This is a genomic window from Streptomyces racemochromogenes, from assembly GCF_044129415.1.
GTDB lineage: Bacteria > Actinomycetota > Actinomycetes > Streptomycetales > Streptomycetaceae > Streptomyces > Streptomyces racemochromogenes_A.
The window spans coordinates 1-21,757 of record NZ_JBBDHD010000063.1; the positions used below are offsets into that span (position 1 = coordinate 1).

General features: G+C 74.6%; 18 protein-coding genes and 1 tRNA gene. 12 read left to right on the forward strand and 7 right to left on the reverse strand.

Going from position 1 to position 21,757, the window contains the following annotated elements; genetic code table 11:
* The first annotated feature begins 228 nt into the window (after positions 1-228).
* Positions 229-2,448, forward strand: a complete 2,220-nt coding sequence (locus tag WDV06_RS22390; protein WP_395511551.1) for an NADP-dependent isocitrate dehydrogenase — start codon at positions 229-231, stop codon at positions 2,446-2,448.
* An 83-nt stretch (positions 2,449-2,531) separates the two neighbouring features.
* Here the strand turns inward: WDV06_RS22390 and WDV06_RS22395 are convergent, their stop codons facing one another.
* The gene (locus WDV06_RS22395) at positions 2,532-3,005 is read right to left on the reverse strand and encodes a hypothetical protein (protein WP_395511552.1); all 474 of its coding nucleotides are present in this window, start codon (positions 3,003-3,005) and stop codon (positions 2,532-2,534) included.
* Between the two features lie 124 nt (positions 3,006-3,129).
* Complete coding sequence (locus WDV06_RS22400; protein ID WP_395511553.1) at positions 3,130-4,464, reverse strand: DUF2254 domain-containing protein; 1,335 nt, start codon at positions 4,462-4,464, stop codon at positions 3,130-3,132.
* Positions 4,465-4,713: 249 nt separating this feature from the next.
* Here WDV06_RS22400 and WDV06_RS22405 point away from each other — a divergent pair, with 249 nt between their 5' ends.
* On the forward strand, positions 4,714-6,201 hold the full coding sequence (locus WDV06_RS22405; RefSeq protein ID WP_395511554.1) for a glycoside hydrolase family 71 protein: 1,488 nt from the start codon (positions 4,714-4,716) through the stop codon (positions 6,199-6,201).
* A 170-nt stretch (positions 6,202-6,371) separates the two neighbouring features.
* Positions 6,372-7,514, forward strand: coding sequence for an aminotransferase class V-fold PLP-dependent enzyme (locus WDV06_RS22410; protein ID WP_395511555.1), 1,143 nt, complete (start codon positions 6,372-6,374; stop codon positions 7,512-7,514).
* 13 nt (positions 7,515-7,527) lie between these two features.
* Here the strand turns inward: WDV06_RS22410 and cobF are convergent, their stop codons facing one another.
* Entirely contained in the window at positions 7,528-8,280 is a 753-nt protein-coding gene (gene cobF / locus WDV06_RS22415) for a precorrin-6A synthase (deacetylating) (RefSeq protein ID WP_395511556.1), read from the reverse strand.
* 18 nt (positions 8,281-8,298) lie between these two features.
* Between cobF and WDV06_RS22420 the strand changes: the two genes are divergently transcribed.
* From WDV06_RS22420 to WDV06_RS22435, 4 genes are read left to right on the forward strand one after another with little or no spacing between them, the layout of a single operon-like run.
* Positions 8,299-9,054, forward strand: coding sequence for a (Fe-S)-binding protein (locus tag WDV06_RS22420; protein WP_395511557.1), 756 nt, complete (start codon positions 8,299-8,301; stop codon positions 9,052-9,054).
* Positions 9,051-10,553 carry a lactate utilization protein B gene (locus WDV06_RS22425; protein WP_395511558.1) on the forward strand — a complete coding sequence of 501 codons (1,503 nt, stop codon included), beginning with the start codon at positions 9,051-9,053 and terminating at the stop codon, positions 10,551-10,553. Before WDV06_RS22420 ends, WDV06_RS22425 begins: the two co-directional genes overlap by 4 nt.
* Positions 10,550-11,182 (forward strand): LutC/YkgG family protein, encoded by a 633-nt coding sequence (locus tag WDV06_RS22430; protein WP_395511559.1) that lies wholly within the window; start codon positions 10,550-10,552, stop codon positions 11,180-11,182. Before WDV06_RS22425 ends, WDV06_RS22430 begins: the two co-directional genes overlap by 4 nt.
* A gap of 4 nt (positions 11,183-11,186) precedes the next feature.
* Entirely contained in the window at positions 11,187-11,582 is a 396-nt protein-coding gene (locus WDV06_RS22435; RefSeq protein WP_395511560.1) for a VOC family protein, read from the forward strand.
* On the opposite strand, the gene WDV06_RS22440 is transcribed toward WDV06_RS22435, so the two are convergent.
* Positions 11,562-11,921 carry a DUF309 domain-containing protein gene (locus tag WDV06_RS22440; RefSeq protein WP_395511561.1) on the reverse strand — a complete coding sequence of 120 codons (360 nt, stop codon included), beginning with the start codon at positions 11,919-11,921 and terminating at the stop codon, positions 11,562-11,564. The two genes, WDV06_RS22435 and WDV06_RS22440, sit on opposite strands and share 21 nt — an antisense overlap.
* Positions 11,922-12,165: 244 nt before the next feature.
* Between WDV06_RS22440 and WDV06_RS22445 the strand changes: the two genes are divergently transcribed.
* Positions 12,166-12,242 (forward strand) — tRNA-Pro (locus WDV06_RS22445).
* 530 nt (positions 12,243-12,772) lie between these two features.
* Here WDV06_RS22445 and WDV06_RS22450 read toward each other — a convergent pair.
* Positions 12,773-13,471, reverse strand: a complete 699-nt coding sequence (locus WDV06_RS22450) for a sigma-70 family RNA polymerase sigma factor (protein ID WP_395511562.1) — start codon at positions 13,469-13,471, stop codon at positions 12,773-12,775.
* A gap of 143 nt (positions 13,472-13,614) precedes the next feature.
* A complete protein-coding gene (locus WDV06_RS22455; protein WP_395511563.1) occupies positions 13,615-14,376 on the reverse strand; it encodes a hypothetical protein in 762 nt (253 codons plus the stop codon).
* A 326-nt stretch (positions 14,377-14,702) separates the two neighbouring features.
* Here WDV06_RS22455 and WDV06_RS22460 point away from each other — a divergent pair, with 326 nt between their 5' ends.
* Positions 14,703-15,830: an MFS transporter gene (locus WDV06_RS22460; protein WP_395511564.1), complete on the forward strand. Its 1,128-nt coding sequence runs from the start codon at positions 14,703-14,705 to the stop codon at positions 15,828-15,830.
* Positions 15,827-16,912: a sugar ABC transporter permease gene (locus WDV06_RS22465; protein WP_395511565.1), complete on the forward strand. Its 1,086-nt coding sequence runs from the start codon at positions 15,827-15,829 to the stop codon at positions 16,910-16,912. The genes WDV06_RS22460 and WDV06_RS22465 overlap by 4 nt, the downstream gene beginning before the upstream one ends.
* Here WDV06_RS22465 and WDV06_RS22470 read toward each other — a convergent pair.
* Entirely contained in the window at positions 16,899-18,023 is a 1,125-nt protein-coding gene (locus tag WDV06_RS22470) for an acyl-CoA dehydrogenase family protein (protein ID WP_395511588.1), read from the reverse strand. The genes WDV06_RS22465 and WDV06_RS22470 overlap by 14 nt on opposite strands.
* Before the next feature lie 236 nt (positions 18,024-18,259).
* Here WDV06_RS22470 and WDV06_RS22475 point away from each other — a divergent pair, with 236 nt between their 5' ends.
* Together WDV06_RS22475 and WDV06_RS22480 are read left to right on the forward strand one after the other, a co-directional pair.
* Positions 18,260-20,056, forward strand: a complete 1,797-nt coding sequence (locus WDV06_RS22475) for a CoA transferase (protein WP_395511566.1) — start codon at positions 18,260-18,262, stop codon at positions 20,054-20,056.
* Positions 20,053-21,747 (forward strand): class I adenylate-forming enzyme family protein, encoded by a 1,695-nt coding sequence (locus WDV06_RS22480; protein ID WP_395511567.1) that lies wholly within the window; start codon positions 20,053-20,055, stop codon positions 21,745-21,747. Before WDV06_RS22475 ends, WDV06_RS22480 begins: the two co-directional genes overlap by 4 nt.
* Positions 21,748-21,757 lie beyond the last annotated feature (10 nt).

Below are 21,757 nucleotides of genomic sequence, written 5' to 3' on the forward strand. Positions count from 1 at the left end.
ATGACGACCTCCGCATCCCTGCCCGCACACCCCGCACGCCCGGCGTCCGGCGACTCCGTCACCGACAGGCTCGTCACAGCCGGTGACGGCGCTTTCGTGTGCCCGCCCAGTGACACGCGTCTCGCTCGGGTTGCGGCAGGGGGCTGTCCTGACCGGGCCGATCAGGAGATATCTTGATGTCGAGCAATGTTGCAGACGAGAGACGCAGACTGTGGAGCGGAGCATCCGGTGACTGACTCGACCATCATCTACACGCACACTGACGAGGCCCCGGCCCTCGCGACGTATTCCTTCCTGCCTGTGATCCAGGCCTACGCGTCGACGGCCGGTGTGAATGTCGAGACCCGTGACATCTCCCTGGCCGGTCGGATCATCGCCCTGTTCCCCGAGTACCTCGAAGAGGGGCAGCGCATCGCCGACGCCCTCGCCGAGCTCGGCGAGCTGGCGAAGACCCCCGAGGCCAACATCATCAAGCTGCCCAACATCTCGGCCTCGATCCCGCAGCTGAAGGCCGCGATCGCCGAGCTCCAGGGCCAGGGCTACGCCCTTCCGGACTACCCGGACGACCCGAAGACCGACGAGGAGCGCGACGTCCGCGCCCGCTACGACAAGGTCAAGGGCAGCGCCGTCAACCCGGTCCTGCGCGAGGGCAACTCCGACCGCCGCGCCCCCGCCTCGGTGAAGAACTACGCCAAGGCCCACCCGCACCGCATGGGCGCCTGGACCCCCGAGTCGAAGACGAACGTCGCCACCATGGGCGCCAACGACTTCCGCTCCACCGAGAAGTCCGCGGTCATCGCCGAGGCGGGCACGCTGCGCATCGAGCACGTCGCCGCCGACGGCGCCGTCACCGTGCTGCGCGAGTCCGTACCGGTCCTGGCCGGCGAGGTCGTCGACGCGTCCGTCATGCACGTCGACGCGCTGCGCACCTTCCTCAACGACCAGATCCAGCGCGCCAAGGCCGAGAACGTCCTGTTCTCCGTGCACCTCAAGGCCACGATGATGAAGGTCTCGGACCCGATCATCTTCGGCCACGTGGTCCGCGCCTTCTTCCCGAAGACCTTCGCCCGCTACGGCGAGACCCTGGCCGCCGCCGGCCTCTCCCCGAACGACGGCCTCGGCACCATCCTGAACGGCCTGGGCGCCCTCGCCGACGGCGACGCGATCAAGGCCTCCTTCGACGCCGAGCTCGCCGAGGGCCCGGCCCTCGCGATGGTCGACTCCGACAAGGGCATCACCAACCTGCACGTGCCGTCCGACGTCATCGTCGACGCCTCGATGCCGGCCATGATCCGCACCTCCGGCCACATGTGGGGCCCGGACGGCGCCGAGGCCGACACCCTCGCCGTCCTCCCGGACAGCAGCTACGCCGGCGTCTACCAGGCCGTCGTCGAGGACTGCCGCGCCCACGGCGCGTTCGACCCGGCCACCATGGGCTCGGTGCCGAACGTCGGCCTCATGGCCCAGAAGGCCGAGGAGTACGGCAGCCACGACAAGACCTTCGAGATCGCCGCCGCGGGCACCGTCCGCGTCGTCGACGCCGCGGGCAACGCGCTCATCGAGCAGGAGGTCGCCGCCGGCGACATCTTCCGCGCCTGCCAGACCAAGGACCTGCCGATCCAGGACTGGGTCAAGCTCGCCGTCACCCGCGCCCGCGCCACCGGCGCCCCGGCCGTGTTCTGGCTCGACGAGGACCGCGCCCACGACGCGCAGCTGATCGCCAAGGTCAAGACGTACCTGGCCGAGCACGACACCGAGGGTCTGACCATCGAGATCCTCTCCCCGGTCGAGGCCACCAAGTACTCCCTGGAGCGCATCCGCCGCGGCGAGGACACCATCTCGGTGACCGGCAACGTGCTGCGCGACTACCTGACCGACCTCTTCCCGATCCTGGAGCTGGGCACCAGCGCCAAGATGCTGTCGGTCGTCCCGCTCATGGCGGGCGGCGGCCTCTTCGAGACGGGCGCCGGCGGCTCCGCCCCCAAGCACGTCCAGCAGCTGGTCAAGGAGAACTACCTGCGCTGGGACTCGCTCGGCGAGTTCTTCGCGCTGGCCGCCTCCTTCGAGCACCTGTCCGCGACCACGGGCAACGCCCGCGCCCAGGTGCTGGCCGACACCCTCGACCGCGCCACCGGCACCTTCCTCAACGAGGACAAGTCGCCGACCCGTCGCCTCGGCGGCATCGACAACCGCGGCAGCCACTTCTACCTCGCCCTGTACTGGGCCCAGGAGCTGGCCGGCCAGAGCGACGACGCCCAGCTGGCCGCGGCCTTCGAGCCGCTCGCCAAGACGCTGGCCGAGCAGGAGGAGACCATCGTCTCCGAGCTCGTCGCCGTCCAGGGCTCCCCGGCCGACATCGGCGGCTACTACCAGCCCGACCCGGCCAAGGCCGCGGCCGTCATGCGTCCCTCCGCGACGCTGAACCAGGCGCTCGCGCTCCTGGGCTGACGCCCCCGGCGCCAGCAGTGACACGGGTCCGCCCCGGCCGGCACACCACGCCGGCCGGGGCGGACCGGTGTCCGCACCCCGGCTCAGAGCCGGTGCACCCGGCCCTCGCCGACGGCCAGGGGATGGCGGCCCGCCGCCAGGATGCGCACCCCGGGAGCCACCGAGAGCAGCCGCCGCAGCCAGGCCAGGGCCTCGGGGGAGAGCCGGTCGCTGTCGTCCAGCACCAGCAGCATGTCCCGCTCGGCGAGCCAGGAGGCGGCGCTCGCGGTGCCGCAGGGCAGGAAGGGCATCCCCGGCAGCCGGCCCAGCGCCGACACCAGGTCGTGCACCCCGCCACCCGCGGAGAGGCGGACCACGGCCGCGCCGTCGCAGAAGTTGGACGAGATCCGGCGCGCGATGTCGCGCACCAGCAGGCCGCGCGGCTCGCGGAAGCGGCCCGTGACGGTCAGCACCCGGCCGCGCCGGACGGCGGTGAGCAGCTGCGAGAGTTCGGCGGACGTGGCCGGGAGCGTCCCGGTCGCCCCGTCCGGTCGTACCGGTCCTGGTTCCCCCATCATCACGATGCCCCCCATTGCATGCGTGACCGGTGCGGCAGCAGGGATGGTTCCGGCCGCGTGTCGACGATTATGCGCCACTCCACCCGTATGGCCAGGGGAATGTCGTATTCCGTGGCGGTGGGGTTCAGCCGATGCCCTGCCGGTCCGGCTGGAGGGCGAACGCGGCGCGCTGCGGGCTCGCCGCCGTGGTGTGGACGGCCTCTTCGAGGAGGTCCCGATGGCGCCGCACGGGCTCGCGCCGGTTGGGTGGGGCGAGCCGCTCCAGATCGTCCAGACAGGCCGCGATCCGCCGGGTGACCTGCACCGAGCCGAGACCGTAGTCCCGGACCTCGGTCAGGGCCAGGTCCAGCAGTTCCGGCCAGCAGGGAAGGGTCTCCACCAGCCGCACCGCGCCGTCGGCGTCCCTGTGGTACGCCCGCCCCAGGGGCTGGTGGGCGAAGGCGGTCAGCAGCACCTGGATCCGGTCCAGAGCCTGGACCGCCGTCGTCGGATCGTTGACCGCGGGGGACAGGGCGCGCGAGGCGATGTCGGCCAGCTGGCGGATCCCGAAGGCCAGGTCCTGCTCCGTGGTCCGCTCCACCCCCAGCTCCAAACCCGCCTGGAGGTCCCCGTCCGACGGCGCGGGCCCCCCGGTGACCCGGAACAGGGGGGCGTGCGGAACGAGGTAGTCCCCGATCCGGGGGACGAGGTGGAGGACGAGCCCGTCCCGCCCGGCCAGCGCGACCAGCCGGGGCACGTCCACGGCCTGGAGGACGCCGGGCCGCCAGACGTGCGCGACCGGCGTGCCGCCCGCCTCCGCGCCCCGCTCGCCGGCCTCCCCGTCCCCGGCCCGCGCGGGCCCCGCGCTGTCCCGGATCAGGCGCAGGCTCTCCCGGCACACCCGGTCCATCACGTACGTGACCCTCATCAGCCGGATGGTGGAGTGCACGTAGACGACGAACAGGGCCAGGCTCAGCAGCAACAAGCCCATGGCGAGCGAGGCGCCCAGGGAGGGCACGACGGCGTCCGCGCCGCCGGTGGACGGTCCGTATTCCTGCTGCACGCGCAGGGTGTACAGGAACGTGCAGAGGAAGGTTCCCAGGGTCAGCTTCGTGACCCGGCTCTCGACGTAGAAGCTCAGCACCCGCGGCGAGAACCGGCCCGCGGCCATCTGGACCGCCACCAGGCTGATCGAGAAGACCACACCGGTGAAGGTCAGCATCGCCGAACCGACCGCGGCCGCAGCCGTCCTGGCCGCCGATCCGAAGTCCGCCGCCGTCCGCAGGAACCACAGGCCGGACAGGTCCACGTCGGACCGGCCGTCGAGGTCGTGGACGAAGGAGTCGGCCCGCACCGCCAGGGAGGCCAGCGTCCAGCCGGTCAGCAGCCCCGCGAACGGAACGAACAGGAAGGAGTTGCGCATGCGTGTGCGCAGCCGCGGGAACACCCCTCGGCGGCGCCGCACCACGGTCATCGGCATGCACGCCAAGTTAGCCCCGGCAAAGCGGTCTTCGTCGTTCCGCCGGTCCGCGTGACGTACGCGCCGCGGCCCGCCCGGGCGAACGGTTGTCCGTACCGCGGACATCGGCTCTACTGCTGTCCAGCCCCCGCAGGGGCGGGTACCGGGGAGGGACTCACGATGACAGCGGACCGGCGGACCAACGGGCGCGCGCGCACGCCCTCCTCGCACCGGCGCCGCCCGCGGTGGCGGGGCGGCAGGACGTTACCCGTGCTGCTGCTCTCGGTGTTCCTGCTGCTCGGCGCCGGCGCCGCCACCGGCATCGCCTGGGACCCCTTCCCCCGGGACGCCCCCGGGTCACTCCCGTCCGCCGCCCCCTCCGGCGAGCCCGCCTCCGGCGCCCTCCCCTTCGACCTGCCCGGCCCGGCCGTGCTGCGCTCCGGCGAAGCGGGCCGGAAGCTGGTGTTCGCCCACTACTTCCCCCCGTACCCGCTCTCCCTGGACAACGCGGCCGCCGACGCCGACTACTACACCCGCAACTACCTCGACCCCGCCGGCGAGGGCGGCAAGCACCAGCGCTACGGCGGACTGCTGCGCGACCGCCCCCTGCCCGTCCCGCCCCGGGGCGGCGACTGGGAGTACGCCAACCTCCAGCAGGAGGTGCGCACCGCACGCGCCGCGGGCATCGACGGCTTCACCCTCGACCTGCTCTCCCTCTCCGGCAAGAACTGGGAACGGGCCCGCCAACTGCTGCGGGCGGCCCACGAGGTGGACCCCGGCTTCCGGATCATGCTGATGCCCGACATGACCGCCCTGGACACCGAGGACCCCGCCGTGCTCGCGGACGCCGTCGCCACCCTCGCCGCGTCACCGGCCGCCCACCGGCTCGCCGACGGCCGCCTCGTCCTCTCCCCGTTCAAGGCCGAGCAGAAGGACCCCGCATGGTGGACCGGGGTCCTCGACGCCCTCGGGACCCGGCACGGGATCCGGACCGCCTTCGTCCCGCTCTTCCTCGACTTCGACGCCCACGCCGCGGCCTTCGCACCGATCAGCCACGGCTTCTCCGCCTGGGGCAGCCGCAGCTACGCCGGCCAGGAGGGCGCCACCGCCGACGTCCGGCGCGCCCATGCCCTCGGCAGGATCTGGATGCAGCCGGTGTCCGTCCAGGACGCCCGCCCCAACCAGGGGGTCTACGACGAGGCCGGCAACACCGCCACCCTGCGCGCCACATGGACCCACGCCATCGACGACGGCGCCGACTGGGTCCAGCTGACCACCTGGAACGACTACTCCGAGGGCAGCCAGTTCGCGCCGTCCCTGCACAACGGCCACGCCTACCTGGACCTCAGCTCGTACTACCTGACCCGCTTCAAGACCGGCGCCTGGCCGGCCATCGTCCGCGACACCCTGTACCTCACCGCCCGCACCCAGTTCGCCGACGCCGACCCGACCGGCTCCCAGTCCCTGCTCATGTCCCTGCGCAAGGGCAGCGCCGCCGCCCGGGACACGGTGGAGGTCCTCGGCTTCCTGACCCGGCCCGGGACCGTCCGCACCGCCGTCGGCCGCACCGCGGGGGAGTACGGGGCCCCCGCCGGCCTCCACTCCCGGCTGCTCCCGCTGGGGCCCGGCGTCAGCTCCGCACGGCTGGTCCGCGACGGCAGGGCCACGGCGGAGGTGGAACTGCCGTACCCGGCCGACCGCACGGTGCCGGTGCAGGACCTCCAGTACTACGCCGCGACCAGCGGCCGGGCGCAGTAGCCCGGCCCGGCCCACGAGGGGCAGACGCGGGGAAAACGGGCGCGGCACGGGCGCAGCCAGGCCAATCCCGCCCAAGCGGCCCTTTCCCCGCGCCCCGCGCGCGGCGCATCCTGCCCGGAGCCGGCCCACGAGGCCCGGCGCGCCCGCCCGTCCCCGACCCGGAGGCCCCCGTGACCGACCCGACCGCCCCCTCCGCCTTCCCCGGCGGCCCCGGCCTCTTCCGGCTGGACCCCGCCGTTGCGCACCTCAACCACGGCTCGTACGGGGCGGTTCCGCTGCCCGTCCAGGAGGCCCAGGAAGCCCTGCGCGCCCAGGCGCACGCCGACCCCGACGCCTTCTTCAACGGGGTCTCCGAACGGCTCGCCGCCGCCCGCGGCCGGATCGCGGCACGTCTGGGGGCGGACCCGGACGGCCTCTCCTTCATCTCCAACGCCACCGAGGGCGCCAACCTCGCCCTCGACGCCATCCCCCTCGCCGAAGGCGACGAGATCCTCGTCACCGACCACGGCTACGGCACCGTCGTCGAGGCCGCCGCCCGCCGGGCCAAGGTCACCACCGTGGCCCTGGACCCCCGCCTCCCCGACGAGGACGCCGTACGGGAGGCCGTGCTGGCCGGAGTGACGCCCCGCACCAGAGTGGCCGTGCTCGACCACGTCAGCTCGCCCACCGCCCGCCTCATCGCGGGACCCCGCCTGCTCGCCGACCTCGCCGACCGCGGGATCACCACCGTCGTCGACGGCGCCCACACCCCCGGCATGCTGGCCGAGCCGATCGCAGCCGGCGCCGACTTCTGGTTCGGGAACCTGCACAAGTGGGGCTACGCCCCCTCCGGCAGCGGCATCCTCGCCGTGGCCCCCGCGCACCGCGCCCGGGTCCGCTCCCTCAGCCCGTCCTGGGAGGACCACCGCGGCTTCCCGCTCTCCGTCGAGTACCGCGCCACCTTCGACTACACCGGCTGGCTGGCCGCCCCCGAGGGCCTCGACCTCCTCGAACGCCTCGGCGCCGACCGGGTCCGGGCCCACAACAGCGCACTGGCCGGCTACGGGGCCGACCTGCTCGCCCGGATCCCCGGGATGACCCCGCTGCCGCACACCCCCGGCCTGGCCCTGCGCTCCCTCCTGCTGCCGCCCGGGGTGGCCGGGACCCGGGAGGCGGCCACGGCACTGCGCGAGGAACTCGCCGCGAAGCTCCGTATCCGGGTGCTGGTCTGGCCCTGGCCGGGCGGCGGCGGGCTGCGCGTCTGCGGACAGGTCTACAACCGGCCCGAGGAGTACGAACGCCTCGCCGCGGCCCTGCCCGCCTACCTGCGCTGACCCGCCGGCGCCGTCACGGCCGGCGCAGCAGGTAGGTGTCCATGATCCAGCCCTTGCGGGCCCGGGCCTCGGTGCGCAGCTCCTCGATGCGGCCGGACACCTCCGACAGCTTCCCCGACACCAGGATCTCGTCCGGGGTGCCCACGTAGGCGCCCCAGTAGATGAACAGGTCCTGGTCGAGGTGGGCGGTGAACGCGTGCCGCGCGTCCAGCATCACCACCACGTCGTCCACGTCCTGCGGCCAGCCCTCCGCCAGCCGCCGGCCCGTGGTGATCTGGACCGGGCGCCCCACCCGGTTCAGGTTGGTGCGGTGGCGCGCCAGCAGCGCCGACACGCTGCTGATGCCCGGCACCACCTCGTGCTCGAAGGCCACCCGGCCGCGCTCCAGCACCTCGTCGAGGATCGCGAGCGTGGAGTCGTACAGGGAGGGGTCGCCCCACACCAGGAACGCCCCGGTCTCGCCCTCCGCCAGGTCCTCGGCGATGAACCGCTCGAAGATCTCGGCCCGGGCGCTGCGCCAGCCGTCCACGGTCGGGGCGTAGTCGGCCGGGGTCCGGTCGCGGTCCGGGTCGCGGCCCTCCACCAGACGGTGGCCGGGCCGGGCGTGCGCCTCCAGCATGCCGCGCCGCAGCCCCGTCAGGTCCGCCTTCTCCTCCCCCTTCTCCAGGATGAGGAATGCGTCCGCCGCGCCGATCGCCCGGACCGCCTGGAGGGTCAGGTGGTCCGGGTCGCCCGCGCCTATACCGATCACTGAGAACTTCTTCACCGGGCTATTGTGCCCACCATGCGTGTCGCCCTGTTCGTCACCTGCGTCAACGACGCCCTGTACCCCCGTACGGGGATCGCCGTCGTCCGCCTGCTGGAGCGGCTCGGCGTCGACGTGGACTTCCCGGCGGCCCAGAGCTGCTGCGGCCAGCCGCAGTACAACACCGGCTACCGGCGCGAGGCCGAACCGCTGCTGCGCCGCACCGCCCGCGCCTTCGCCGGCTACGACCACGTCGTCACCCCCTCCGGCTCCTGCGCCGCGATGGTCCGCGCGCACTACCCGCGCATCGCCCGCCTCGCCGCCCGGGAGGGGCGGGGGAGCGGGCTGGAGCGGCTCGCGGAGGACCTCGTACCGCGCGTGTACGAACTGACCGAGTTCCTCGTCGACGTGCTCGGCGTGACCGACGTGGGCGCCTACTTCCCCCACACCGTCACCTACCACCCCTCCTGCCACGGCCTGCGCACCCTCGGGCTGGGCGAACGCCCCCGCAGGCTGCTGGCCGCCGTCAAGGGCCTGGAACTCGTCGAGCTGCCGGGCGCCGAGGAGTGCTGCGGCTTCGGGGGCACCTTCGCCGTCAAGAACCCCGACGTCTCCGCGGCCATGGGCGCCGACAAGGCCGCCGCCGCCCTGGCGTCCGGCGCCGGCGTCCTGTGCGGGGCCGACAACTCCTGCCTCACCCACCTCGACGGCATCCTCCGCCGCGCCGGCGCCCCCCTGCGCACCCTGCACCTCGCCGAGATCCTGGCATCGACCGAGGAAGACCCCCTGCGATGACGCACACGCCGCCGGGCATGCCGGCGTTCCCGCCCTTCCCGCCCTTTCCCGAGGCGGCCAGGGAGGCCGTACGGGACGACGTGCTGCGCGCCAACCTCCGCCGCGCCACCCACACCATCCGCGACCGGCGGGCCCGCGCGGTCACCGAACTCGCCGACTGGGACCGGCTGCGCGAGGCCGGCAAGGCCGTCAAGGACCACACGCTGCGCCACCTCGACCGCTACCTCCTCCAGCTGGAGGCCGCCGTCACCGCGGCCGGCGGCACCGTCCACTGGGCGGCCGACGCCCACGAGGCCAACCGGATCGTGACCGGCCTGGTCCTGGCCACCGGCGAACGCGAGGTCGTCAAGGTCAAGTCGATGGCCACGCAGGAGATCGGCCTCAACGAGGCCCTGGAGGCCGCCGGGATCGCCGCGTACGAGACCGACCTCGCCGAGCTCATCGTCCAGCTCGGCCACGACCGCCCCTCGCACATCCTCGTCCCCGCCATCCACCGCAACCGCGGCGAGATCCGCGACATCTTCCGCGCCGAGATGGGGGATTGGGGCCGCCCCGCCCCCGAGGACCTCGGCGACGACCCCCGCGAACTCGCCGAAGCCGCCCGCCTGCACCTGCGGGAGAAGTTCCTGCGCGCCAAGGTCGCCGTCTCCGGCGCCAACTTCATGGTCGCCGAGACCGGCACGATGGTCGTCCTCGAATCCGAGGGGAACGGCCGGATGTGCCTGACCCTGCCGGAGACGCTGATCTCGGTCGTCGGCATCGAGAAGGTCGTCCCCACCTTCCGCGACCTGGAGATCTTCCTCCAGACCCTGCCGCGCTCCTCCACGGCCGAGCGGATGAACCCGTACACCACCATGTGGACCGGCCTCGGACCGTCCGGGGGAACCGACGGCGACGGCCCGTCCGCCTTCCACCTCGTCCTCCTCGACAACGGCCGCACCGACACCCTCGCCGACGAGACCGGCCGCCAGGCCCTGCGCTGCATCCGCTGCTCCGCCTGCCTGAACGTGTGCCCCGTCTACGAACGCGCCGGAGGCCACGCCTACGGCTCCGTCTACCCCGGCCCCATCGGCGCCGTCCTCAGCCCCCAACTGCGCGGCACCGGCAGCGCCATCGACGCCACCCTGCCCTACGCCTCCACCCTCTGCGGGGCCTGCTACGAGGTCTGCCCCGTCGCCATCGACATCCCCGAGATCCTCGTCCACCTGCGCGAACGCGTGGCCCAGGGCGGCCCCGCGACCCGCGCCGGGATCCGCGTACGCCTGCGCCCCGCGGACGGCCACACCGCCGAACGGGCCGCCCTGCGCGCGGCCCGGCTCCTCCTGGACCACCCGGGCGCGCTCCGCGCGGGTGAACGCCTCCTGGCCCGCGCCCGCCGCCTGCGCCCCCGCCGGCTCCCCGGCCCGGGCCGCGCCTGGACCGACACCCGCGCACTGCCCGACATCCCCGCGGAACCCTTCCGCGACTGGTGGCGCCGAGAACGGGAGAACCGGACATGACCACGAGGGACCGCGTCCTCGCCCGCATCCGGCGGGCCACCGCCCAGGCCCCCGACGCCCCGCCCGTCCCCCGGGACTACCTCCGCGTCCACGCCACCCGCACCCCGGCCGAGACCACCGACCTGCTCGCCGCCCACCTCGCCGAGTACCGGGCGAAGGTCCACCGCACCGACGAGGCGGGACTCCCCGCCCTCCTCGCCCGCCTGCTCTCCGCCTCCCGCACCGTCCTGGTCCCCCCGGCCCTGCCCCCGCACTGGCTCTCGGCGTCCGACGCGACCCCCGTCCCCGACCACGCGGCCTCCACCCCGCACGAACTGGACGCCGTCTCCAGCGTGGTCACCGGCTGCGCCCTGGCCATCGCCGAGACCGGCACGATCGTCCTCGACGGCGGCCCCGACCAGGGCCGGCGCCGCATCACCCTGATCCCGGACCACCACGTCTGCGTGGTCCGGGTGCCGGCGCAGGTCGTGGACTCCGTCCCGCAGGCCCTCGACCGCCTCGACCCGGCCCGCCCCCTGACCTGGATCTCCGGCCCCTCCGCCACCAGCGACATCGAACTCGACCGGGTCGAGGGCGTACACGGCCCCCGCACCCTGGACGTGGTCCTCCTCGACACGCCCGCACAATGAGGGCATGCCCACCCACATCGCCCTCACCGCCCTCCTGGTCCGCGACTACGACGAGGCCGTCGACTTCTACACCCGCGCCCTCGGCTTCGAACTCGCCGAGGACACCCCCCGCCCCGACGGCTCCCGCTGGGTCGTCGTCCGCCCGCCCGGCGCGCAGGAGTCCGCGCTCCTCCTGGCCCGGGCCAAGGACGAGGCGCAGCGCTCGCGCATCGGCGACCAGACCGGCGGCCGGGTCGGCTTCTTCCTCTACACCGCCGACTTCGCCGCCGACCACGCCCGCATGACCGCCGAGGGCGTCCGCTTCCTGGAGGAGCCGCGCCACGAACCGTACGGCTCCGTCGCCGTCTTCGAAGACCTCTACGGAAACCGCTGGGACCTGCTACAGCCCGCCCCCGCCTAGCCTCGGCGCCTCGCGGACCGGGTCCACCGCGGCCCCGGCCCCGACCCGGTGGGCCAGCTCGTCGGCCCACCGGAGGAGCCCCGGCAGGTCCATCCCGTACGCCCGCTCCACCCCGCCGAGGGACGCCGCCCCGCGCCGCAGCAACCGCGCCCCGCCGACGGCGTTCCCCCGCGCGGCGTGCGTCAGGCCCACGGCGAGCTGCGCCAGCCCCCGCCACAGCGCGGCGTCCTCCTCCGGCCCGGACTTCCAGGCGTCCTCGAACACCTCGTGCGCGTGGAACGGCATCCCGGCGTCCAGCAGCCGCTGCGCCTCCGCGACCGTCTCCCCGGGCGACCGCACGACCCCCTCGGGCTGCCGCGCCACCCCCTCGGCCCCATGGGCCAGCGGCCGCCCCAGCCCGTCCCGGGGCCGCCCGCTCCGGGCCCGCCCCGCACCATCCCGATCCCGCTCCCGACCGTCCACCCGCCCATCCTCCACCGCCCCGCTCACCCGTGCACACGCACCCCTCAACGTGGGGTAATGTTCTGCATGTGCCCGGCGCACGGAGGGGAAACCCCAGGTCGCAGGGTCGCAAGCAGTACAACGGGACGTGGCGCAGCTTGGTAGCGCACTTGACTGGGGGTCAAGGGGTCGCAGGTTCAAATCCTGTCGTCCCGACCACGCGGAAACGCAGGTCGAAGGCCGTTCTCTCATCCATGAGAGGACGGCCTTTCGTGCGTCCTCCTGTGCCAACGAGGAGTTCGTCGAACGCTTCGGCGAGCAGTCTGCTCGGGCGGCCGGTGTACGGAGGCTCCCGGTCCCGTGTGTGCTCGGTGTGCCGGCTCTGCGCCGAGGGCGCCGACACGTCGACGGCCAGGACCGCCATTGCCCTGCCGCACGGCGCACGAGGGGCGCATGGGGAGGCGTAGGGCGCGTGGTTCTCGCCAGGAGCATGTGCTGTGAGCCGTCGCGTGCGCCGTGTGCCCGGAGCGCTTCCGCCGGGGGCGCGCCGTCTGTTCTCCCTTCGCGCCGTCCGGGCAGGGTTCGGGCGCCGGGGTACCGCCATGGGTCCGCCTGAACTCCCGCACGCCCCTACCGCAGACCTCACCCACCACCCACGAGGCCTGACGGCCGCCGGCGGCCGACGCCGGCGCCCGCCGAGCGGGTTCGGGCACCCCGGGGGTGGGCGGGTGGTCGCGGGGGCGCGGGCGTCAGGTCCGTGACGCCGTGAGGACGCGGTCCCGCGTGGTGCGGGCGCCGCGACCGGATTCCGCCGGGACGCGGGGTTCCCGGGCGGTGGTCGTCGCCTCCGTGTCCGTCAGGAGTGCGATGAGGTTCAGCCGGGCTCGGGCCACGCGGGAGCGGACCGTTCCGACCGGGCAGCCGATGGCAGTCGCGGCCTCCGCGTAGCCGAGGCCCAGGAGCTGGGTGAGGACGAAGGCTTCACGGCGCTCGCTGGGGATGGAGGCCATGAGTTCGGCGAGGGCGATCCCGTCCTCGAATCCGGGGATGCCGTAGGGCTGGGTCTGCTCGGCGGCGGTCTGCCAGTCCTGCTGGTCCGACAGGCGGGGGCGGGCGGCGGCGTGGCGGATGCTGTCCACGACCGTGCGGCGCGCGATGGACAGCAGCCAGGTCCTGGCGGAGGAGCGGCCCTCGAAGCGGGGAAGGGCGGCCAGCGCGCGCAGGAACACGTCCTGGGTGAGGTCGTCGGCGGCCTGGGTGTCGGCGCCGAGGTAGGCCACGTACCGCCAGACGTCGCGGTGCAGCGCACGGACGAAGCGGTCCGCCTTGACGGGATCGCCGTCGCGGGCGTCCAGGGCAAGCCGAGTCACCGCCTCCTCGGAGCCGGTGGTGGGCCGGGAGCCCTTCCGGTCGGCCGTGCGGGCATGGGTGGGCAGGGCAGGAGTCATCGCCACAAGGTCCTCATGGGTGAAGGAAGTCCGGCGCCGCGCACGGCGGGACCGGTGAAAGGGGTACGGCCTGCCGGAGGGCATGGCCGATGCCCGAGGCGCGGCGGCGTGGTGCCGTCAGCGTGCGCTCGGGGAGCCGGCTGTCACAGGACAGCGGGTCCCGTCGGCGGACCCCGTGAGGTGATGGCGTGGACGAGGAGGAGCTGCCGCAGCGCGTGGCGGTGCCGGGACCGGCGGACGCGGACGCGGGGAAGGTGCGGTGTGGTCGGGTTGAGAAGGCGGAAGAGGACCCACAGGGGGGTCCGGAGCCATCCCGCGACGGCATGCAGGAGGCGGAACGCCGCCTGCTCCGCGCAGGCGAGCCAGAGGCCGCACAGGACGGCGGCGAGCAGGTGGGCGGCCAGCATGCCCGTCGGGGACATGCCGGCCATGTCGTGGCCGGTGGCGGGCATGCCGACACCGGCCGTGGCGGAGGCCATGTCGTGCATGGCATGCATGCCGTGCATGCCGTGGGCGTCCGTCATCGAGGTGCCGGGTGGCGGCTGGGACACGAGCGTGCCGAGCCCCGCCTCGTTGACGATCTTCAGGGCTTCGTGGGTCGACAGGCCCGTTCCCGTGCCGTCGCCGCACGTCAGGTACGCGGCCCACTGCCGTGCGAACGAGTGGCCGGCGGCCGGCGACGGGTGGGTCAGCGACTGGGCCAGGGAGAACCCGGCGTGGAGTACGGCCTGGACGGCGACCGTCGTGCCGGTGACCGCGAGCAGTCCGCGTTCGCGCTCCGCCAGGGCCCAGGCCGCGGCGACCGTCCCGGCGAAGGCGGCGGGCATCGCCCACCAGGGGACGGCCACGCCCGACATGAGGATGTGGCCGGTGGCCGCGAGCAGCACACAGACGGCTGCGAACATCGCAGCCCTCGCGGCTCTGGAACAGTGGCCCGGCTTCATGGCGCGTTCATCTTCGCACCGGGTTTCCGGGCACGGCAGCGGGGTGCGCACTTCACGAAAAATCCTCGCCCTCGCCCTTGGTACGACTGGCTTCGGCCGGTTGTGGCGCACGGCACAGGAGGGGACGGGAACCGGAGCGCCGTGCCACCCGACTGCCTTCCCGGTCGGGCCACGCGTGCGACATCCGGAGAATGGGGGCTTCAGTGGCGGCAGCGCAAGACACCTCGGCGCCAACGGGGTTGGACGGTCGGGCGGGGCGGCGGCAGACCGCGCTCCTCACGTGCGCCATGGCGTTCTCGATGCTGCAGCTGTTCCTGCTGGGGGCGCTGGGCCCGCGTCTCGTGGCGGACATGGGCCTGTCGCCCGGCGTTCTCGGGCTGACGACGACGATCGGGTTCGCAGCGGCCGCCGTCCTGTCCCCGGTGGGCGGCCGGATCGTGGACCGCATCGGCCCAAGGCGCTCCCTGGTCCTCCTCCTGCTGCTCTCGACTGCCTCCCTGGCCCTGATCGCAGCCGCTCCGGGTACCGCCGTCCTGCTCGGCGCGGTCGCCCTGGGCGGAATACCGCAGGCGCTGGCCAACCCGGCCACCAACAAGGCCGTGCTGGCAGCCGTTCCGCCCGCCCAGCGGGGCGCCGTGACGGGCCTGAAGCAGTCGGGGGTGCAGCTGGGCGCGTTCGTGGCCGGCCTGCCGCTCGCCGCTCTCGCCGCCGGGCCGGGCTGGCGCGCCGCGGTCTGGACGGCTTCGGGCGCCGCGCTGTCGGCGGCTGCCTGGGCGCTGCGGTCACTGCCGGCCGACCCCGCGCCGTCCGCGGCCCCTCCTCCGGCATCGTGGGTTCCGCGCGGGATGGTGGCCCGGCTGGCCGTCTTCTCGCTCTTCCTCGGGGCCGGAATCGCCTCGGTCAACACCTACTTGGCGCTCTACGGCGTGCAACGGCTGGGGATGGATCCGATGGTGGCGGGCGCTCTGGTGGCGGTCCTCGGCGTGACGGGGATCGCCGGCCGGGTCGGTTGGTCCAAGGCGGCCGTTCCGGGGCGTGCCGAATGGCTGCCGGGGTGGCTGGCGTGGGGTGCGCTGGGGGCGGCGGTCCTGCTGGCAGCCGCCGAGTCGGCGGGCCCGCTGGTGTGGCTCGGCGCCGCGGCGGTGGGCGTGTTCGCCGTCTCCGGCAATGCCGTGTCCATGGTGCTGGTCGTGCAGCGCGCTGTGCCGGGACGGGCCGGGCAGGACTCCGCGCTGGTCGCCACGGGTTTCTTCGCCGGGTTCGCGATCGGTCCTTCGCTCTTCGGGCTGTTCGCGGAGCGCGGCCGGTACGGGACGGGCTGGCTCCTGGTCGGCGCGGAATTCGCCGTGGCCGGCGCCGTCGCGTTCGTCTGGGCGCGTCGGGACCGCCGGGACGGGAAGGGGCACGGCGCGTGAGCTCTGAGGACTGGGCCGGTCGGGCACGGGCTGCCACGATGGCCCGGATCGCGGTGACCCAGGCGGAGGTGGGCGTACGGTTCCCCCTGTACGCCGACCCCCGGAGCGGGACCTGGACGACCACCGGGCATGGGTCGTGGGCGGGCGGATTCTGGGCCGGGCTCCTGTGGCTGCGGGCGCGTGACACGGGGCACGAGGCCGACCGCCGCGCCGCCGCCGAGTGCACGGCCCGACTGGAGAGCCGGCTGCGGGCCGACACCGCGACCCGCGGCCTGGTCTTCTGGTACGGCACCGCTCTCGCCGAAGGCGACGCAGCAGCCTCCTTGCTGCGGCACCGGGCGGCGCGGGCCTGCCTTGCGGACTTCGACGCCAGGGCCGGGATCGTCCCCTGGGGCGGCGCCTTCGGCGGCCCCCGCATGCTGGCCCGCGTGGACGGCGTACCCGGGACGGTGCCCCTCCTGGCCTGTGCGGGTCCTGCCGGGGCGGCCGCCGCGGCCGCCCATCTGGACCGGCACCTCGACCTCTGCCTCGGCGGAGTGGGGGAGCGGCGGCCGCTTGCCTGGCGGTTCGGCGACGGGGACGGCACGTGGAGCCCGTGCGGGGAACCGCGGCCCGGATGGAGCCGTGGCCGGGCGTGGCTGCTCCTCGCGCTCGCCGATGCCCTCCTGCGCCCGGAAGTCGCCGCGCGCTGCTCGGTGCGTCTTGAGGCGGCAGTAGAGCGGCTCGTGGCGTGGGACGACATGGTGACCGGGCCGCCGGTCCCACCGGCCGAGGGCGCCGACCCGGACGGGCCGTCGGACACCTCGGCCGCGGCGATCACCGCGGTCGCCCTGCTGAAGCTCGGCCGGCTTCCCGGCGCGTGGACGCGCGCGTGCGCCCGCCGGGGCGTCGCGATCCTGAGCCGGCTCGCGGAAGCCCACCTCTCCCGCGAGGGGGACGGCCTTCCGGCCGGGATGCTGCTGGACGGCTGCTACGACGCGGGCAAGGGCCTGGCCGTACGCCACGAGCTGGTCTGGGGCGACTTCTTCCTGGCCCTGGGGCTGGCCTCGCTGGACGGGCTCGTCGACCTCACCCGGGTGTGACCGGCCGCGGACCGTAGGCGCGCAGGGTCCGCCGGGCGACGGAGGTGATGTGGAGCTCGTCCGGGCCGTCGAGGATGCGGGCCGTCCGCCCGCCGCGGAACAGCGCGGGCAGCGGCGTGTCCGGGCCGAGCCCGGCGGCGCCGTGGACCTGGATGGCGGAATCGGTGACCTGTTGGAGCAGCCGGGCGGCGGCCACCTTGGCGAGGCCGACCTCGGTACGGGCGTCCTGCCCGGCCGCGATGAGCGCCACCGCCTCGTGGACCAGGGGCCGTGTGCTCCGCAGCGCGAGCAGGGCGTCGAACACGTGCTGCTGTACGAGCTGGTGGTCGGCGAGCGGCCCTCGGGAGCCGCTGCGCGTGGCGGCCCGCTCGCACATGAGGTCGAAGGCGCGCTGGGCCTGGCCGAGCCAGCGCAGGGAGCGCAGGGTCCGGCCGAGGGCGAGCCGTTCGCCGGCGACGGCGAGTGCCCCGCCCTCTTCGCCGATCAGGTGGTCGCCGGGCACGACGACGCCGTCGAGTTCGATCTCGTATTGGCCCGCCGCCCCGAGGACGGGAAGCTCGCGGACGATCCGGAAGCCGGGGGAGCCGGTGGGGACGAGGACCAGGGAGAGGCCTTCACGGTCGCCCGGCGCCGCGCCGGTACGGGCGAGCACGGTGACGAGGTCGGCGGTCGCGGCCCCGGAGGTGAACCACTTGCGGCCGGTGATCCGCCGGCTGCCGTCCGTCTCGCGGTCGGCCCGGGTGCGGGTGAGGAAGGGGTCGGTTCCGGGTGCGTCGGCTTCGGTCATCGCGTAGCAGGTACGGATCCGGCCGGCGACCAGCGGCTCCAGGTACGTCTCGCGGACCCGGCTGCCGGCGTGCCGGGCCAGCATGGTGACGTCGAGCAGCGGGGCGGAGCCCAGGGCGGCCGGGCCGTGGTCGCTGGCGCCTTCGGCCTCCGCGAGCTGCGCGTACGCGGAGAACGGCAGTCCGCCGCCGCCCAGTTCGGCCGGCAGGGGCAGCGCCCACAACCGCTCGGCCCGGGCGAGGGCCTGGAGTTCCCGCAGGGCCGATGCGGCGGCCGGCCCGCCCGCGTCGAGGACCGGCTCCCGCGGGATCACCCGGGTGTGGATGAAGTGCTCCACCCGCCCCTTCAACTCCGCCAGCTCAGCGCTGGGTTGGCCGACCGTGTCGTGCGTCGTGCGTGAATCCGTCACCGTTTTCCTCCCGGTTCCCGGGAACTCGCGGGAACGTCTGTCCGACTGCCTGTTCGTGGAACTGGTCGGGCGCGGAGGCTCCCGAGTTCCCGCGTTCCGCGTTTTCCGCACGACCTGGGCGACGGCCACCGCCGCGCCGGGAGAGGACAGGCATGGCGTCACCGGCAACCTCGCAGACGGTCCGGCCACTCGACTCACTGCGCCTGGGCATCTCGGGCCCCCCGCAGATCACGACGGTCGCCGCACGGCACCTGCGGCTGCTCGGCGCGCACGACGAGCCCCCCGGGCAGCAGAGGGCGCCCGGTGCCGTCACGCTCACCGGCGGGGGGTACGACACCGCGCACGCGACCGTCGGCTGGGGCGACCCCGGAGCCGGTCTCGTCGACGAGGCCACGGTCCAGGCCGCCACCGGCGTCATGGCCGTCCACGGGCGGCGTGACGGCAGCCCGCGCGGACTCGCCGCCGACTACGCGGCGACGGCCACCGGTGTCCTGGCCGTTCAGGGGCTGCTCGCGGGGCTGGTGGGCCAGGCCCGCGGCACGGCCGCCGCCCCCGTCACCACCAGCGCGGCTCGCGCCGGGCTGCTCGCGGTCTCGCAGTACCTGGCCGCCGCCGGGGCGGACGAGGGCGAAGCCGCGGAACTCGCCCCCGGCGGACCGCCCTTCACCTCCGCCGAGGGAGTGCTCTTCGAGCTGGAGACGCTCGACCCGGGCGCCTGGGCCGCGTTCTGGCGGGCCCTGGAGGCGCCCGCCGACGCGATGCGGGCGGGCTGGCGGCCCTTCCAGTTCCGGTACGCCACCGCCTGCGCGCCGTTCCCGCAGGCCCTCCACACCGTCACCCGGACGCATCCCCTCGCCCGGATCCGGCAGGCCGCGGCCCTCTCGGGAGCCGAGGTGTGCGTCCTGCACACCCTCGCCGAACGGCACGCCGAAGCCGACGGCGCGCCGCCGTGGACTCTCCGGCCGTACGCGGCCGACCGGCCCCACCCGTCATCCCGGGCCCCCTCGGGCAGGCCGGCGCTCCCCGCCGAGGCGCTGCCGCTCGCCGGTGTGACGGTGCTGGAGGCGGGCCGTCGCATCCAGGCCCCGCTCGCCGCGCATCTGCTGGGCCTGCTGGGCGCCGAGGTCATCAGGATCGAGCCGCCGGGCGGGGATCCGCTGCGCGGCATGCCCCCGGCCTGTTCCGGAATCTCGGCGCGCTGGCTCGCCCTCAACCGGGGCAAGAAGGCCGTGGAGATCGACATCAAGTCCGAGGGCGACCGCCGCAGACTGCGGGAGATGACCGGCGGGGCGGACGTCTTCCTGCACAACTGGGCGCCGGGCAAGGCCGCCGAGCTCGGCCTCGACTCCGACGACCTGGCACGGGTCAATCCCGCGCTCGTGTACGCGTACACCGGCGGCTGGGCCGACCGGATCGCCGACGCCCCCATGGGAACCGACTTCATGGTCCAGGCCCGGACCGGGGTCGGCGAGGCCGTACGCCCCGAGGGCGAGAGCCCGGCCCCGTCCCTGATGACCCTGCTCGACGTGCTCGGGGGCCTGCACGGCGCCGAAGCGGTACTCGCCGGGCTGCTGCTGAGGGAGCGCACCGGTCGCGGAGCCCGCGTGGACTCCTCGCTCCTCGGCGCGGCCGACACCCTCACCGCTCCCGCCCTGGGGCGCGCGGCCCGAGGAGAGAACCCGCGCCTCCCGGCCGGCTTCCGGCACCCGCTGCCCACCGCCGACGGCTGGATCGCCCCCTGCGACGACAGCGCCCCGGCCGCGGCCGCCCACGACCTGCGCGACCTGAGCACCTCCGACGCCCTTGCCCGGCTGGGCTCGCACGGCCTGACCGCCACCGCGGTCACGACCGACCTGGCCGACCTGCACCACGACCCGCGCTTCGCCGGCTCGATCAGCCGTGACGCGCACGGTGCCCCCGCCGTTTCCGACCCCTGGAGCTTCGCATGACCGTCGACAGGCTCGAACTGCACGACCTGCTGCCCCGCGAACTCCGCCGCTCGTGGGTGGTCGACGGCACCTGCCCGGACCTCGACCTGTACAGCCTCTTCCGGGCCCGCCAGATCGCCAACCTGCACCACACGGCCGTCCTCGACGCCAAGGGCACGCTCTGCTACACCGCCCTGGACCGCAAGGTCCGATGTCTGGCCGCCGGCCTCAGAGGCCTGGGCATACGCCCGGGCGACGTGGTCGGCGTCCAACTGCCCAACCACCGCAGCGCCGTGATCGCCGACCTGGCGCTGGCCGCCCTCGGCGCCGTCGCCCTTCCCTTCCCCGTCGGCCGCGGCGTCCTGGAAGCCGAATGCCTGCTGCGCCGGGCGGAGGCCGTCGCCGTCATCGCCTCCGTCGCGCACAAGGACTTCCGGCACGCCGCCGACCTGCACGCGCTGTCGCGGACCATGCCCGCCCTGCGCCACGTCGTCGCCGTGGGCCCCGGGACCGCACCGGAGGGCACCGTGGCCTGGTCCGAGCTCCTGCGCTCCGACCCCGGGGCGTTCGTACCCGCCCGTCCCGACCCGGACGGCGCGGCCCGCATCCTCGTCTCTTCCGGCTCCGAGGCCGAGCCGAAGATGATCGCCTACTCGCACAACGCGCTCGCGGGCGGCCGCGGGAACTTCCTCGCCTCCCTCATTCCGGACGGCACCCCGCCCCGCTGCCTGTTCCTGGTCCCGCTGGCCTCCGCCTTCGGCTCGAACGGCACCGCGGTCACCCTCGCCCGGCACGGCGGCACCCTGGTCCTGCTCGACCGGTTCACACCCGACGCCGCCCTCACGGCCCTGCGCGAGCACGAGCCCACCCACGTCCTGGGCGTGCCGACCATGATCCGCATGATGCTCGAACGCCTCGACGCGACGGACGAACCGCTGCCGGCGCCGACCGCCCTGGTCCTCGGCGGCGCGCCCCTCGACGAGACCACGGCGGAGGCCGCGGCCAAGGCGTTCGGCTGCCCGGTCGTCAACCTCTACGGCTCCGCCGACGGCGTCAACTGCCACACCGGGCTCGCCCACACCGTCCCGCCGACGGACGGCGCGGGGGTCGTTGCCGGCCGTCCCGACCCGCGGGTCGCGGAGATCCGCATCGCCGACCCCGACACCCACGCGGCGCTGCCCGACGGGAACGTGGGGGAGATCATCTCGCGCGGGCCCATGACCCCGCTGTGCTACGTCGCCGCCCCCGATCTGGACGCCCGCTACCGCACGCCCGACGGCTGGGTCCGTACCGGCGACCTCGGCTACCTGGACCCCGACGGCGTCCTGCACGTGGTCGGCCGGCTCAAGGACATCGTCATCCGCGGCGGCGCCAACATCAGCCCCGCCGAGGTCGAGCGCGAGCTCAGCTCCCACCCCCGGGTCCGCGACGTCGTCTGCGTCGGCGTGCCCGACCCGCTGATGGGCGAACGCCTGGCGGCCTGCGTGGTCCCCCGCGGCGGGCGGCCCCCGACCCTCGACGAACTCGGCGCCCACCTGACCGGGCGCGGCCTGGAGCGCCAGAAGCACCCCGAACACCTCCTCGCCGTCGACGTGTTGCCCCTGACCCCGGCCGGCAAGCCCGACCGCGCCGCCCTCCGCGAACGGCTGACCGAGAACCGGCCGTCCGCCTCGGCGGCCGAGCCCGGACTCCCCCTCGCGCAGGCCGGCTGACGGGCTACGC